We start from the raw sequence: 15,013 nt of genomic DNA, 5'->3' as shown, positions 1-15,013 counted from the left end.
AAGAATGGCTTTTTTATTATTCAGTCAGTTTAATTTGGTCGATTAGGCTGGGTATGAAAGCGCAAACGGTAAAGTAGGATCATAGTAAATCGCCTAATGAGTACGATCGAAAGTACAACCTATGCCTTAGGAATAAAGATGGTTATGAGCATCAGCACAAAAATATCCGCTTGATCAACAGCCCAAGTGGCATCTACCAATTCAACAGAGTCACCTTTATAGTCTGCCATTCATCGAAGATCTTCAACTTTATTTAATGACTTTCCTAGCTCTACCGCGACTTGACCAGTTTTAACAAGTTTAAGGCTGAAGTTCGAAATGAGACCACTATGGGTTTTTGTATTGACCATTGACTCTAAGTGTCCAGAAGCAATTAATGCAGCTCGAGCCGCATCAAACATTGCGTAATATGCTCGCTTACAGGCACCGTCATAATCACCTGCTGAAAGTAAAATTCTAGCGGAAGCTGCTGCAGTTCTTGCCTTAGAAAATAGTTCTTCAGACTTCAAAGAGCAATGCCTTCTGTGCGAATATTTTTTAAGAGTGCTGGATTGGAATAGCATTCGGGGTGATCCCATTCTTCCTGCCAAATAGGCAAAGGTTGAATTCGAATGCCAGTTTCTAAAAGAACATCATAGGCCAAGTCATCCATAGCAAATTTTGTAGCCATGAAACGACCGATACTACCCTTAAGAAGGATAGCAATATCCGCATCACTTTCACTTTGATGCGTATGGCGCGCTCTACTACCAAACAGAAAAGCCATGCTCACATCGTATTGACTAGAGATTTTTTTGATAAATGCATGGGCTGCATTTTGGGTGGCCAAGTCGATGAAAGGAATTACTTTCATAATAGTTAATTATGATAAGAAAATCTAATTGGGGCAACCGGTATGTATAAAACCTTGAAAATAGTAAGGATTTTCAGTTGCCCGCTATGAATCGAAGGTAAAACTTACTGCTTAGATCGTAAGAAACGTAAGGAGTTAGGCTTTAAAAACATCCTGAAGTTCACCACTTTCGTACATTTCCATCATGATGTCTGAACCACCAACAAACTCACCTTTTACATATAGCTGAGGGATTGTCGGCCAATTTGCAAATTCTTTAATCCCTTGACGAATTTCTTCATCTGCTAATACATTGACGGTAAATGGAGAAGTAATACCGCATGCATTGAGAATTTGAATAGCTCTTCCAGAGAATCCACATTGTGGAAACTGTGCAGTACCTTTCATAAAAAGCACTACTGGATTTGAAGTCACTATTTCTTTAATACGCTCTTGAGTATCCATCATCTGCTCCCAAATAAATCAATAATGACTTATTTTACCCTTTTTGAGCCCATGTAACACGATCTAAGCCCGAATAATCTTTTTCAGTCTTGATATTCAAAAAAGAGTACTCCCTCAGGATTTTCTGAATGTCACCCGCTTGCTCAAAACCATGTTCAAATAAAAGATAACCACCCTCAGCGAGGCGAATACTCGCTTGTTCAGTAATAAGGCGGTAAGCCGATAAGCCATCCGCAAAGTCACTAAGTGCCCCGATAGGTTCAAACCGAAGATCACCTTTTACAAGGTGCGGATCCTGCGCACTTAAATAGGGCGGGTTACTGAGAATAATCCCGTACGAATCGTGGGGTAATTGTGCAAGCCAATTACTTTCGAAGAATTGAATCTTGTTGTCTAAGGAGAGTTGATGGGCATTCTGCTTAGCAATGTTTAATGCGGCTGGGCTAATATCGCTAGCAGAAAATGAAATGCTATTGAAGAAGGGCGAGGGCTCAAGCTCTTTGGCAATCGCTAAAATAATTGCGCCACTCCCACAACCTAAATCAACCACATGTAAGGGCTGATCTGGGTGAAACTGCATGGGGAGTGCTTGAAACATCGAGTCGATAGATGCTAGACCAAGCTGAACCAAGATTTCTGTTTCAGGACGAGGAATCAGGACATCAGGACTGACGATTAACTCTATTTGATGGAAGGGGCGCTTCTTGGTTAAATAAGCAACTGGCACGCCCGATTGCCGCTTTGCTTCTAAATCAAACCACTCATTTAAAAATGGAGTAGATAAAACATCTTGATCATGACTAATCAAATAACTTCTTGGCCATTGATAATGAAGATCCATTAAATGATAAAGGAGCACCTTAGCATCCACTCGGTCAAGAGGGGTAGATTGAAGGATTGCTTTGAGGGTGTTAACAGGATGGGTCACAACGCAATCAATCGTCGGAGAAAAAATTAATTCTCACCAAGCGTTGCTAACAATTCCGCTTGATGTTCAGCAGACAAGCCATTCAACAGTTCATCTAAATCACCATCCATCATGGCATCAATTTTGTAGAGGGTCAGATTGATACGATGATCAGAAATACGACCTTGAGGAAAGTTGTAGGTCCGAATTCGATCGCTACGATCGCCTGAACCAATTAAACTTTTACGCTCCTGTGCTTCCTTGTTATGTTGGGCTTTATACCTGGCATCCATAATTCTTGAAACAAGCACTTTCATGGCTTGATCTTTATTACGATGCTGGCTTCGATCGTCTTGGCATTCCACCACAATCCCTGTTGGCAGGTGGGTAATACGAACGGCAGAATCCGTCTTATTAATATGTTGACCACCAGCACCAGACGCTCTAAAAGTATCAATTCGTAATTCACTGGGATTAATTTGTACGGCTTCGACTTCATCCGCTTCGGGTAAAACAGCAACAGTACAAGCTGAGGTATGTATCCGACCTTGTGTTTCCGTTTGCGGAACCCGTTGTACACGATGACCACCAGATTCGAATTTAAGTTTTGAATACACTTTATCGCCTTCAAGACGCAAAATTACTTCTTTGTATCCACCTAAATCGGATTCATTGGCACTAATGACTTCAGTTTTCCAGCGTTGACGTTCTGCAAAACGCGTATACATACGGAGTAAGTCGGCTGCGAATAAAGCACTTTCATCACCACCAGTACCCGCCCTAATTTCTAAAAAGATATTTTTATCATCATTTGGATCTTTGGGTAATAGCAGTTTTTGTAGTTCACCTTCTAGTAATTCCATGCGTTCACGGGCTGACTTAATTTCTTCTTCCGCGAACTCTTTCGAATCAGGATCTTGGCGCATATCAATCGCCACCAGTTCATCTTGCATTGCTGCTTGATACTGCGAGAACTTATGCACCACGGGGTCGATTTCAGCGTGTTCTTTGGTATATTTGCGAAATTGATCCATGTTCTGTGTAACATCTTCGCGAGACATCAAAGAATTTAGTTCAAGCAGTCGAGCCTGTAAATGCTCGAGCTTTGAATGCATACTAGGTTTCATTCGGGATCAATTCAATTCAAAAATTAGTATTCAATTATAGAGTTTTGTCATCAATGCAACAAAATCAATTTCAGGATTTCATTAAAATTACCAATTAATCGGGCTCTGAAGATGGTTGTTGAGCCAAGCATTACTGAGAGAAAAATGCTTGCAGCTACCGGTATCTTTGGGTTGTAAAAAGGGCGACGATGTTTTATACACCCCGAGCCCGGAGGGGTGAGAGGATTTTAAAATCAAATGATTTCGATCTGTTGGGATAAAAACTTCTTTCTTTTGTGCAAAACCACCCCAAAGAAAAACAACTTTTTCGCGCAACTGCTGTAAAAGATCATGGATTAATGCATCTGTGAATTGATTCCAACCCCATCGAACATGACTATTCGGTAAGCCTTCTTGAACAGTTAGACAAGCGTTCAACAGTAAAACCCCTTGGGTAGCCCAATGCGTTAAATCACCGTTCATCATGGGCCGATAGCCTTCGAGCATCAGTGCTTTATTGATATTTCGTAAAGAGCTTGGAAATAAATTGGAACCAGGCAGGATGTCCTGTGGGACCGAAAAGGCTAAGCCTTGCGCAAGGCCGGCAGTGTGGTAGGGGTCTTGTCCCAACAAAATCACTTTAATTGTCTGAATTGGGGTGAGTTCTAAGGCATAAAAAACGCGATCAACGGATGGAAAAATGGCCTGAGGGTTTGCATTTCTGGCAGTTTCTTCCTGTCGTTGAATATTCTCTAGTAATTGGATCCAAGCCGAGTCTTCTAGACGATGAGCTAGTAAGGCTTGATAATCTTTTGGCAGTCGGTGAAGAAACGCGCTTAAATAATCCATGCATTATTGAATGACAGCATTAATCATTCGCCAATAGATAAGAATTCATGCGCTCCTCTTGGAGTGCGGATTGCGACGGTAGTTGCAACGTGAGATGGTGCAGTAAGTCGCCCCGGAAAATACTGAGCTTCACTTTCTGATGACAGTGTCGGGCCAGTAAATGAGAGAAATTCGTGACACTTACTTTTTCATGATTCAACGCCACAATCAAATCGTTGGGGCATAGTCCAGCCTGTTGCCCAAGATAAGACTCGAGAACATGAGTCACTTTGACAAACCCATCTTGTGACTGAATCCGTAGACCTAAACTTTGTTGCAGTTTTTCAGCGATCGTTAGTTTTTTGGGAGTAAGCGCAATACCCGTCGATTGTAAAAGTTCAACCACATCAATATCTTGGGTGCCGTCAATATAGGCCGCCTTAAAACCGATCCATAACGGTCGGAAACTGGAACCTAAGGATTTAGTAATCATTTTATCGAAGCCATTTTCCGTTAATCCAACGCCAACCTGATCACCATAGGCCCCATGTTCTTGCCAAACTGCCCGCATGACATCATCGAGGGATTTCGTCTGATTCGAAAAGTCACGAATGAGAAGGTCTAGAGCAAACGCAATCAGAGAACCTTTTGCGTAGTAACTGACAACGGCATTTGGTGTGTTTTCATCCATCAAGTAATATTTTGTCCAGGCATCAAAGGAGCTTTGCGCAACACTTTGATGATGTCTGCCAGGATTTCTCATCACTTGATGGTGCGTATCCAGGAGGCGCTTTAGATACGTTTTTAAATCAATCCGCGCACTTCTTAAGAGTTGCAAATCATCGTAATAACTGGTGAAGCCTTCAAATAACCAAAGTAATTTCGTATAGTTTCTCTGATTCAGACGATATGGCTGAAAAGCTAGGGGCTGAACTTTTTTAACCATCCAAGAGTGAAAATATTCATGGCTACATAAGCCTAGAAAATCTTGATAAGCTTTCAGATCCTCTGCTTGAGGCGATTGCGCTGCATACGGCAAATCAGAGCGTTTACAAATTAAGGCTGTGGAGGCACGATGCTCAAGCCCACCATAACCATTGCCAACTACATTGACATGAAAAATATATTGGTTAAACGGGGTCACATGATGGTTGGGGTCAAAGAACGCAATGTGCGTGTCACAAATTGCTTTCAAATCTGCTTTGAGTAGGGGTAAATTAAGATTTTCTGCAGTGCCTTGAAATACGATTTGATGAGGAATCCCATAAGAGTTCCAGGAGATCTTCACAAAACGGCCCATGCTTACCGGGTGATCAATCAAGGCATCATATTGAGCAACCGTATATTTGCCAAATCCATGCTTATCAATTTTTACGCTAGGTAGCGTCGTGACGACTTCCCATCCACGCGTGAGCGCCGTCTGTTCAATGACACAATCAATCGGCTTTTGCGTTTGACCAACAACTTGCAAGCAAACGCTACTAAAGTTCAAAAAACCTCGCTCGGTATCTAGGAAAGCAGTTCTTACGGAGTTGTCGAAAGCATACACTTTCGTTTTAATGATGACAGGTCCCTGAACAGCTTCAATTTCCCAAGTGTCCGAGTTTGTTTGTAAAAGATGGAGAGGTTCTTTCAAGGCTTGATGCTGATCTTGACCAAAGGCATGAATCGATAAAATATGTTTACTAAAGTCCCTCGTCATGTAACTACCAGGAATCCAATTCGGCATTTGAATCTTTTGACCAAAAGGATTGGGATGCAGAATCAATAATTCGACCTCAAAATAATGGCCTAAGCCATCCATTGGATAAATGGTGTACTGGATATCAGCCATAGGGAATTCGTTATTTCTTCACAGTTAAATCAGCAAACTTTTTTTCAATCGTTTCTTTAGATACGGCGCCAGGAATTCTGGTTCCATCGCTAAAGAAAATAGCGGGGGTACCGGTTACGCCAATTTTTTTAGCAAGGGCTAAATTCCTATCTAAAGGATTGGCACAGTCAGGCTTCGCAGCAGTAGGAGGAACTTGCTGTACCATCCAGTTGATCCAAGTTTTACTGGGATCTGCACTACACCAAATAGCCTTCGATTTAGCAGTTGAGTCCGCCGATAAGATGGGTATTAAATAAGTGAAAATAGTAATGTTATCCATCGTCAGAAGATTTTTTTCTAAGGTTTTGCAATATCCACAGTTAGGATCTGCAAACACAGCAATAACGCGAGTGCCATCTCCTCTAACAGTTCTTAAAGCATCTTTCATCGGCAAATCAGTAAATTTGATTTTATTAAGCTCATCTTCTTTGAGCTCAGTAAGATTCGCACCTGTCTTTAATTCAACAATACTGCCTTGAATAAGGTATTTTGCTGAGGCATCGGTATAAACGACTGTATTGTTGATCACCACTTCAAAGAGCCCAGGAATGGGGGCCGGACTAATCGTCTTAATTTGAGCGGTTGAGCCTAATTGCTTTTGTAATTCCGCTTTAATTTTATCGTTGGCATCGGCATGACTGACGATCGATATGAAACCGAGTAGAAGAAGTAGTGAAAGTGGGAGGATACGCATCGTATAGTTCCTGTCGAATGATTAGCTTTAGCGTAGCAGGTAGTCTGGTCTGTTTTAAGCAACAAAGTTCTATTCTAAAGCTTTCGCAATCAATTGTTTTTTAATGTTACTGTGTTGATTGAGGAGGCGCATGCCAGTATTGCGTAACCACTTGACTGCCGAGTGGTTTTTCATAAACAACTGATGTAAATGATGGGTCACGCCTAACATGGCGTCCACATCCGCTACTCTAGAGCGTTCATACCTGCGTAGTAGGATACGATCGTTAATCTTTCTAAAATTTTCTTTTTCAGCAAAGGTCTTTAAAAGATCTCTAATATCCCTAAGGCCAAGATTTAAACCTTGTCCTGCTAAGGGATGCATGACATGCGCAGCGTCGCCCAATAAAATAACTTTTGGGTCATGACTTGGACCAATAAACTGCTTTGCTCTTTGCCGTTTAAGGGGGTAAGACTGTACTTGATTGAGCAAGGTTAATTGCCCCAAAACCTCTAGCGGCTTACTATCCGCTTGAGAAACGATGGTTTGGCAGAACAGCCCCACGTCCTTTTGAGAGAGTTCGGTTAAGTACTCGGCATTTTCCTTCGAGGTTGACCAAACCATGGAAACTTTTTTATCCGGTAAAGGTAATAGGGCGAGGACATCGCCACTTGGCAAAAACCATTGATGTGCAGTTCGCAAATGTTGATTGGCACAAGAAAAATTACCAATCACAGCGGTATGTTCATAGATATCTTGGGAAATCTCAATGCCGATTTGATCACGGACGATAGAATTGGCACCATCAGCAGCCAGTACTAGTGGCGCACTGAAAGTCCCAGCACTCGTCTTGACGATTGCTACTTCCTCATTCATGGAGATGGATTCAAAAGTGGCTTCTTGACGCACAATAAACTTAGAAAAAGTAGTGGCAAGATCCAGCGCATTTTCAATCTGTTGCGATTCCATAATGCAGGCAAGTTGTGGCAAATTTGCCTCAAATGCAGAAAAATGAAGTCCATCATCTACTTGACCACTATCGCCATAAATACGCATTTGCTCGACAACTTGTCGCCGATTTGAGGGGATTGCCTGCCAAATTTGAAGGTCTTTCAAGAGCTGCTCTGAACTATGTGAAATCGCATAAACGCGACTATTCCAGGCATCATTTTCAGAATTGCTCGCCATAGTGTTGGATTTATCACCAAAACTTGCGGCAATATGTAAAACCTTCAAACCCTTTTGGCTAAAGGCTAAAGCAGCTGTTTTACCGACTATTCCAGCGCCTAAGATAATAATTTCTTGTGTACTCATAATATGATGTTATTACAATATAGGTTATGTCATTGAAATGCGGCATCGTCGGCCTGCCTAACGTCGGCAAATCCACCCTCTTTAACGCGCTTACCAAAGCTGGTATCGCGGCGGAGAATTATCCATTTTGCACGATTGAGCCTAATATTGGCGTCGTGGAAGTTCCAGACCCACGTCTGCAAGAACTGTCCAAAATTGTCAAACCTGAACGAATCGTTTCTGCGATTGTTGAGTTTGTCGATATTGCCGGTTTAGTCGCTGGTGCTTCTAAAGGTGAGGGTCTTGGTAATCAGTTTTTAGCGAATATTCGCGAAACAGATGCCATTACTCACGTCGTACGATGCTTTGAAGACGAGAACGTGATTCACGTAGCGGGTCGTGTTGATCCTCTTTCAGATATCGGCGTCATCGATACTGAATTAGCACTGTCAGATTTAACCAGTGTGGACAAAGCGATTTCTAAATATACCAAAGCAGCCAAATCCGGGAATGATAAAGAGGCTGCAGCACTGCTGGCCGTCTTAACGAAAGTAGCTGCTCACCTCAATGAAGCAAAACCGGTTAGATCCTTAGGTTTATCGCCTGAAGAAATGCTGTTGTTAAAGCCCTTTTGTTTAATTACGGCTAAACCTGCCATGTATGTGGCCAATGTTTTAGAAGATGGTTTTGAAAACAATCCGCATTTAGAGGCAGTGCGAGCACATGCTGCTTTAGAAAATGCACCCGTAGTTGCTGTCTGTGCTGCGATTGAAGCTGAAATCGCGGACTTGGATGATGGCGATAAGATTGAGTTTTTGCAAGAGATGGGGATGAATGAACCAGGATTGGATCGCGTGATCCGAGCTGGTTTTAATCTCCTAGGCTTACAGACTTACTTTACTGCGGGTGTCAAAGAAGTTCGTGCTTGGACGATTCACATTGGTGATACCGCTCCACAAGCAGCAGGAGTGATTCACACGGACTTTGAAAAAGGGTTTATTCGCGCCCAAACGATTAGCTTTGATGACTTCATCCAATATAAGGGTGAGCAGGGTGCCAAAGAAGCTGGAAAAATGCGTGCTGAAGGTAAAGAGTATGTAGTTAAAGATGGTGATGTTCTAAACTTCTTATTTAACGTGTAAGAACTTTTCAACGACCATGGAACAAGTCGATTGCGTGGTGGTAGGAGCAGGGGTAGTTGGCCTAGCGATTGCTAGGCAGATGGCCAGAAGTGGTCACGAAACGATCCTGCTCGAACGCGAATCTAGTTTTGGCACCATTACCAGTGCGCGCAATAGTGAAGTGATGCACGCAGGCATTTACTATCCTACCGGCTCTCTCAAAACTCAAGTGTGTTTACAGGGCAATGCCTTGTTACATGCCTATGCAAAGTCGCATGGCGTGCCCTATAATCCTTGCGGCAAAATGATTGTCGCCAGTGATAAAACCCAACTCGACGACTTAGAAAAAATCTGGGAGAAGGCCTGTGCCAATTTTGTGCCACAACTATCCCGCCTGAGTAAAGAGCAAGCGCAGGCTTTAGAGCCCGTGTTACGCGTTGAAGAAGCGATTTTCTCGGGGAGTACAGGGGTTATTGATAGCCATAGTTATATGCTGTCCTTATTGGGAGAGTTTGAAGATGCGGGTGGTGTGATTGCCTATCAATCTACTTTACAAAAGACCACCCCGATGCAAGAAGGAAACAACGGTTATCGATTAGAAGTATTAACTGACGATGGTTCGGTCTTTCCATTGCAAACACGCTATTTAATCAATAGTGCCGGCATGAGTGCACCCAAGGTCGCAGCCCAAATTCTAGGGTTTAAAGCAGAGTGGATTCCAACACCTTACTTCGCCAAAGGTAATTACTTCTCTTTAGCGATGAAGTCACCATTTCAACGATTAATTTATCCGATACCTGAGCCAGGTGGTTTAGGCGTACATGTCACGATGGATTTGGGTGGGCAAGCGAAATTCGGTCCTGATGTGGAGTGGCTAGAGATTGAGGAAGAAAGCCAAGTCAGCTATGCAGTAGACCCAGAGCGTGGGAATAAGTTTTACGCAGCGATTCGGAGTTATTGGCCCGATTTACCTGACGGCGTTTTAAGTCCAGCTTATTCAGGGATTCGCGCGAAAATTAGCAAACCAGGAGAACCTGCCGCAGATTTTAGAATTGATAATGCACAAGTGCATGGGCACACGGGCCTAATCAATTTGTTTGCCATAGAATCCCCAGGCCTCACCTCATCACTTGCCGTAGCTCAACAGGTCGAACAGCTTTTAATCTAGAAAAATAATGCCTCTAATGCTTGGCCAGGATTTTCTGCCCGCATAAAAGCTTCACCGACTAAAAAGGCATGAACTTGATGCTCACGCATGAAATCCACATCTTTTTTGGCTAAGATGCCACTCTCTGTAACGATTCGCTTTTCTTTTGGAATATCCGAGAGTAAATCAATCGTGTTTTGTAATGAGACCTCAAAAGTTTTAAGATCCCGATTATTAATTCCTAACAGAGGTGATTTGAGTAAAAGGGCTCTTTGTAATTCTTCTGCCCCGTGCACTTCAACCAATACATCCATGTGCAATTGCATTGCGAGGCTTTCGAATTCTTGTAGTTGTTGATCGCTCAGCGCGGATACAATCAGCAGGATAGCATCTGCCCCCATCGCTCTTGCCTCATAAATCTGATACGGATCCACCATGAAGTCTTTACGAATCACCGGTAAATGGCAAGCGTTTCGGGCTTCTTTTAAAAATGCGGTACAACCTTTAAAGTATTGTTCGTCCGTTAATACGGATAAACAGGCTGCACCATGCTCCGCATAACTTTGCGCAATCAGGTTTGGGTAGAATGGATTTCTTAAAATTCCTCTACTTGGGCTCGCTTGTTTAATTTCAGCGATGACACCTGCCTGACCAAGGGCAATCTTTTGTTCGATGGCATGGATGAAGCCACGTGTTTTTAAATTTGCATCCGTAAGACTTGCCTGAGCAAGTTCCTCAAGCGTGGATTGTGAAACACTAGCCTTCGCAAGTTGTACTTCTTCTTTTTTAGTCGCTAGGATACGATGCAAAATATCAGACATTTGTTTCACCTAGTTCCTGCGTTGTTTTAACAAACTCCAACATTTTTGCTTTAGCGGCGCCAGATGCAATCGTGGATCTAGCAAGGACGATACCATCACTAATGGAAGCTACCAAATCACTTGCATACAAGGCAGCACCTGAGTTGAGAACGACGATATCTAAAGCTGGACCAGGTTGACCATCTAAGACGGACAAGATAATATTTTTTGACTCTAGGGCATTATCCACTTTAAATGCCCGTGAACTTGTCATGCCAATCCCAAAATCTTCCGGATGAATTTCATACTCAATAATTTGGCCATCACGGAGTTCCCCGACTAAAGTTGAGGCACCGAGGGAGATTTCATCTAACCCATCCTTACCATACACAACCATCGCATGCTTCATCCCTAAGCGCTCTAAAACTCGAATCTGAATACCCACTAAATCTGGATGAAATACCCCCATTAACATGTGTGGCGCATTGGCGGGATTCGTGAGCGGGCCCAGAATATTAAAAATAGTTCTCACGCCTAGCTCTTTGCGAACACTTGCGACATTTTTCATGGCCGGGTGATGATTGGGGGCAAACATAAAGCCCATGCCGGTAGTTTCAATACATTGACCAACTTGTTCGGCTGATAAATCTATTCTTGCGCCAAGTGATTCAAGCGCATCTGCACTACCTGACTTACTACTTACACTCCGGTTACCATGTTTGGCAACCTTCGCGCCAGCACCTGCAATCACAAATGCAGAGGTAGTCGAAATATTAAAACTGTGGGCACCATCACCACCTGTGCCAACGATATCCACAAAATTGCTGGAGTCTTTGACAACCACATGGTTTGCAAATTCACGCATGACCATAGCGGCAGCAGAAATTTCACCGATCGTTTCTTTTTTGGTTCTTAAACCAACTAATAAAGCGGCGGTCATCGTAGGAGATAGTTCCCCTTTCATGATGGCACGCATTAATCCGAGCATTTCATCGTGAAAAATTTCGCGATGTTCGATACATCTTAGTAGAGCTTCTTGCGCAGTGATTGTCATATCAAATAGTGGATTAATTATTTTTTCAGTTTTAAAAAGTTTTGTAACAAGTCATGGCCATATTCTGACAGAATAGATTCAGGATGAAACTGAACCCCTTCTACGGCCAATGTTTTATGTTTGACGCCCATGATTTCGCCGTCAGCTGTCGAAGCGGTAATTTCTAGGCAGTCTGGAATAGTAGATCGTTCAATGGCCAACGAGTGATAACGGGTCACAACAAACTCAGCCGGTAAGCCTTGAAAAACGCCACGTCGTTTGGTGTGAATGGTATCTGTCTTACCATGCATAATATTTTTAGCGCGAATAATGTTGCCGCCAAAGGCTTCGCCAATTGCTTGATGCCCTAAACAAACTCCTAAAATCGGAATTCTTCCGGCGAACCTGAGGATGGCCGCAATCGAAATGCCAGCCTCTTTAGGACTACAAGGTCCCGGCGAAATGCAGAGATAATCCGGGGCAAGGGCTTCGATTTCATCTAAAGTGATTTCATCATTACGAAAGACTTTTACTTCTTGCCCTAACTCTCCAAAGTATTGAACTAAGTTAAACGTAAATGAATCGTAGTTGTCGATCATGAGTAGCATATATCTCTTTCTATTAGCCTAAGATAGTTAAAGTCATGATGTGAGGAATCGTTAAAAACATGTGAGTCATTATTCAGTGGGCGTGTCCAAGCCATGTTGGACCATTTCTGCGGCACGCAAAACGGCACGGGCTTTGACTTCCGTTTCTTGATATTCGGATTCAGGAACGGAGTCGGCGACGATGCCAGCACCGGCTTGAGAGTGTAACCAACCATCTTTAATGACACCCGTTCTGATAATAATTGCAACATCCATATCGCCTGAAAAGGAGAGATAACCAGCGGCTCCACCATAGGGCCCGCGTTTAGTGATTTCCATTTCGTCGATGATTTCCATCGCTCGAATTTTAGGGGCACCAGATAGAGTGCCCGCCGGGAAGGTCGCTCTTAAAACATCCATATTGGTAATTTCATCCCGCAAACTACCTTCTACCGAACTCACAATATGTTGCACGTGGGAATATTTCTCGATACTCATTTTTTCTGTGACATGCACGGAACCAATTTTTGCAATGCGACCAATATCGTTTCTAGCTAAGTCGATCAGCATCACGTGCTCAGCAATTTCTTTCGGATCAGCCAATAGTTCTTTCGCCAACTGCTCATCGAGCTCAGGCGTTTTACCCCGAGGTCTTGTGCCAGCTAGTGGTCGAACGGTAACAGTGCGATTGACCGTGCCAGCAGTATCCGTCGTTTTTTCTTGGCGAACTAAGATTTCAGGGGATGATCCTACTAACTGATGATCACCAAAATCATAAAAATATAAATAGGGTGAAGGATTTAATGAACGCAACGCCCGATAAAGAGATAGGGGGCTTTCACCAAACGGTTGACTAATCCTTTGCCCAAAAACCACCTGCATACAATCACCCGCCAAAATATATTCTTTAGTTTTCTGCACAGCTTCTAAAAATTGTGCCTTGGGATAATTCCGTACAGGTTCAGTTTTTGGACCGGTAGATTCAAGTTGATTGACGATTGGTCTATTTAAGTGGGACCGTAGGACTTGTAAGCGCGCTTTTGCTTGAGAATAAGCATTCTCTAGCGTGGGATCCACATAGACGATCAAATAGAGCTTACCTGCTAAATTATCGATCACCGCCAACTCTTCGGTGAGCAAAAGCTGAATATCGGGTAGTCCTAATTCATCTTTTGGTGTTGTATGCGCCAAGCGTGGCTCAATGTAACGAATCGTATCGTAACCAAAATATCCTGCGAGTCCGCCACAGAAACGCGGTAATCCAGAAAGGATGGCGGCCTTAAATTTTGCGTGATAGGCCTCCACAAAATCGAGTGGATTATCTGTATTTGTTTCCACCACCACACCATCGGTTACAACCTCGTTGAGGGGTTTCTCCGCCGTTCCTCTGGAGCGAATCAGTGTTTTCGCAGGGAGACCAATAATGGAGTAACGACCGAATCGTTCGCCACCCACTACCGATTCCAGTAGAAAAGTATTTTTGGAGCCCTCAGCTTGAGTAAGTTTTAAATACAGCGATAAGGGGGTTTCCAAATCAGCAAGTGTTTCAAGCACAAACGGGATACGGTTGTAACCCGCTGCTGATAGTTGGTTAAATTCTTCAAGAGTCATTTTACGTTGGCAATAGATGCGCGCATGGCGTTAATTACTTGGGTATAGTCGGATTTACCAAAGATGGCTGAGCCAGCCACAAAGGTATCAGCACCAGCAGCGAAAATTTCGCCAATGTTATCTGGGTTGACACCACCATCAATTTCCAACCGAATTGTTCTACCCGTATGTGCTGTATAGCGATCAATGATTTTTCTGGTAGCCCGAAGTTTTTCTAAGGTGGCCGGAATAAATTTTTGACCACCAAAGCCCGGGTTCACAGACATTAATAGAATGAGGTCTAGTTTATCCAAGACATAATCTAAATAATGCAGAGGTGTCGCTGGATTAAAGACGAGGCCTGCTTGGCAGCCTTGATCCTTAATCAAGTTAATGGTGCGATCAATATGCGTGCTTGCTTCAGGGTGAAAGCTAATTAAATTAGCGCCCGCTTTAGCAAATTCCGGAACAATCGCATCGACCGGTTCAATCATTAAATGGACGTCGATACAAGCTGGTTGACCATTCTTTACCGTATGCGGTCTGATCGCTTCACAAACGAGAGGGCCAATGGTTAAATTAGGGACAAAATGATTATCCATTACATCAAAATGGATCCAATCAGCGCCAGCATTGAGGACATCTTTAATTTCTTGCCCTAAACAGGCAAAATCGGCAGAAAGGATCGATGGTGCAATGATCGCAGGTAAGTTATTATTCATAGATACATTTTACTGTACAGATACATCGACATTAAA

The 15,013-nt window shown here is 43.0% G+C and carries 16 protein-coding genes; 2 read left to right on the top strand and 14 right to left on the bottom strand.

Translation table 11 applies throughout. The annotated features are described in order from the left end of the window. Positions 1–230: 230 nt before the first annotated feature. From B8983_RS14190 to B8983_RS08750, 9 genes are all read right to left on the bottom strand, one after another. Positions 231–509, bottom strand: a complete 279-nt coding sequence (locus B8983_RS14190) for a HEPN domain-containing protein (protein ID WP_234986968.1) — start codon at positions 507–509, stop codon at positions 231–233. Further along, positions 506–853, bottom strand: a complete 348-nt coding sequence (locus tag B8983_RS08785; protein WP_084283774.1) for a nucleotidyltransferase domain-containing protein — start codon at positions 851–853, stop codon at positions 506–508. The genes B8983_RS14190 and B8983_RS08785 overlap by 4 nt, the downstream gene beginning before the upstream one ends. A 135-nt stretch (positions 854–988) precedes the next feature. Beyond that, positions 989–1,297: a Grx4 family monothiol glutaredoxin gene (gene grxD, locus B8983_RS08780; protein WP_084283795.1), complete on the bottom strand. Its 309-nt coding sequence runs from the start codon at positions 1,295–1,297 to the stop codon at positions 989–991. Between the two features lie 34 nt (positions 1,298–1,331). Beyond that, positions 1,332–2,225, bottom strand: coding sequence for a peptide chain release factor N(5)-glutamine methyltransferase (gene prmC / locus B8983_RS08775; protein ID WP_084283773.1), 894 nt, complete (start codon positions 2,223–2,225; stop codon positions 1,332–1,334). A 26-nt stretch (positions 2,226–2,251) separates the two neighbouring features. Then, positions 2,252–3,331, bottom strand: a complete 1,080-nt coding sequence (prfA, locus tag B8983_RS08770; protein WP_084283772.1) for a peptide chain release factor 1 — start codon at positions 3,329–3,331, stop codon at positions 2,252–2,254. An 87-nt stretch (positions 3,332–3,418) separates the two neighbouring features. After that, entirely contained in the window at positions 3,419–4,159 is a 741-nt protein-coding gene (locus B8983_RS08765) for a uracil-DNA glycosylase (protein ID WP_084283771.1), read from the bottom strand. 19 nt (positions 4,160–4,178) lie between these two features. Beyond that, on the bottom strand, positions 4,179–5,972 hold the full coding sequence (locus tag B8983_RS08760; protein ID WP_084283770.1) for a M61 family metallopeptidase: 1,794 nt from the start codon (positions 5,970–5,972) through the stop codon (positions 4,179–4,181). Between the two features lie 10 nt (positions 5,973–5,982). Continuing rightward, positions 5,983–6,705 carry a DsbC family protein gene (locus tag B8983_RS08755; RefSeq protein ID WP_084283769.1) on the bottom strand — a complete coding sequence of 241 codons (723 nt, stop codon included), beginning with the start codon at positions 6,703–6,705 and terminating at the stop codon, positions 5,983–5,985. Between the two features lie 69 nt (positions 6,706–6,774). Continuing rightward, the gene (locus tag B8983_RS08750) at positions 6,775–7,998 is read right to left on the bottom strand and encodes an FAD-dependent monooxygenase (RefSeq protein WP_084283768.1); all 1,224 of its coding nucleotides are present in this window, start codon (positions 7,996–7,998) and stop codon (positions 6,775–6,777) included. A 26-nt stretch (positions 7,999–8,024) separates the two neighbouring features. Here B8983_RS08750 and ychF point away from each other — a divergent pair, with 26 nt between their 5' ends. Both ychF and B8983_RS08740 read left to right on the top strand, forming a co-directional pair. Then, the gene (ychF, locus tag B8983_RS08745; RefSeq protein ID WP_084283767.1) at positions 8,025–9,119 is read left to right on the top strand and encodes a redox-regulated ATPase YchF; all 1,095 of its coding nucleotides are present in this window, start codon (positions 8,025–8,027) and stop codon (positions 9,117–9,119) included. Between the two features lie 16 nt (positions 9,120–9,135). Then, a complete protein-coding gene (locus B8983_RS08740) occupies positions 9,136–10,266 on the top strand; it encodes an NAD(P)/FAD-dependent oxidoreductase (RefSeq protein ID WP_084283766.1) in 1,131 nt (376 codons plus the stop codon). Here B8983_RS08740 and trpC read toward each other — a convergent pair. From trpC to rpe, 5 genes are all read right to left on the bottom strand, one after another. Further along, positions 10,263–11,066 carry an indole-3-glycerol phosphate synthase TrpC gene (gene trpC, locus B8983_RS08735; protein WP_084283765.1) on the bottom strand — a complete coding sequence of 268 codons (804 nt, stop codon included), beginning with the start codon at positions 11,064–11,066 and terminating at the stop codon, positions 10,263–10,265. The genes B8983_RS08740 and trpC overlap by 4 nt on opposite strands. Continuing rightward, positions 11,059–12,099 (bottom strand): anthranilate phosphoribosyltransferase, encoded by a 1,041-nt coding sequence (gene trpD, locus B8983_RS08730; RefSeq protein WP_084283764.1) that lies wholly within the window; start codon positions 12,097–12,099, stop codon positions 11,059–11,061. The genes trpC and trpD overlap by 8 nt, the downstream gene beginning before the upstream one ends. A gap of 17 nt (positions 12,100–12,116) precedes the next feature. Beyond that, positions 12,117–12,686 carry an anthranilate synthase component II gene (locus B8983_RS08725; protein WP_084283763.1) on the bottom strand — a complete coding sequence of 190 codons (570 nt, stop codon included), beginning with the start codon at positions 12,684–12,686 and terminating at the stop codon, positions 12,117–12,119. A 69-nt stretch (positions 12,687–12,755) separates the two neighbouring features. Beyond that, positions 12,756–14,276 carry an anthranilate synthase component I gene (gene trpE / locus B8983_RS08720; protein WP_084283762.1) on the bottom strand — a complete coding sequence of 507 codons (1,521 nt, stop codon included), beginning with the start codon at positions 14,274–14,276 and terminating at the stop codon, positions 12,756–12,758. Further along, positions 14,273–14,977 carry a ribulose-phosphate 3-epimerase gene (rpe, locus tag B8983_RS08715; RefSeq protein ID WP_084283761.1) on the bottom strand — a complete coding sequence of 235 codons (705 nt, stop codon included), beginning with the start codon at positions 14,975–14,977 and terminating at the stop codon, positions 14,273–14,275. The genes trpE and rpe overlap by 4 nt, the downstream gene beginning before the upstream one ends. Between the last annotated feature and the right edge of the window lie 36 nt (positions 14,978–15,013).

The sequence above is a fragment of the Polynucleobacter kasalickyi genome, assembly GCF_900176405.1.
Lineage (GTDB): Bacteria > Pseudomonadota > Gammaproteobacteria > Burkholderiales > Burkholderiaceae > Polynucleobacter > Polynucleobacter kasalickyi.
Note: the sequence above shows the minus strand (reverse complement) of the source record. Positions and strands in the feature narration are given on the sequence as shown.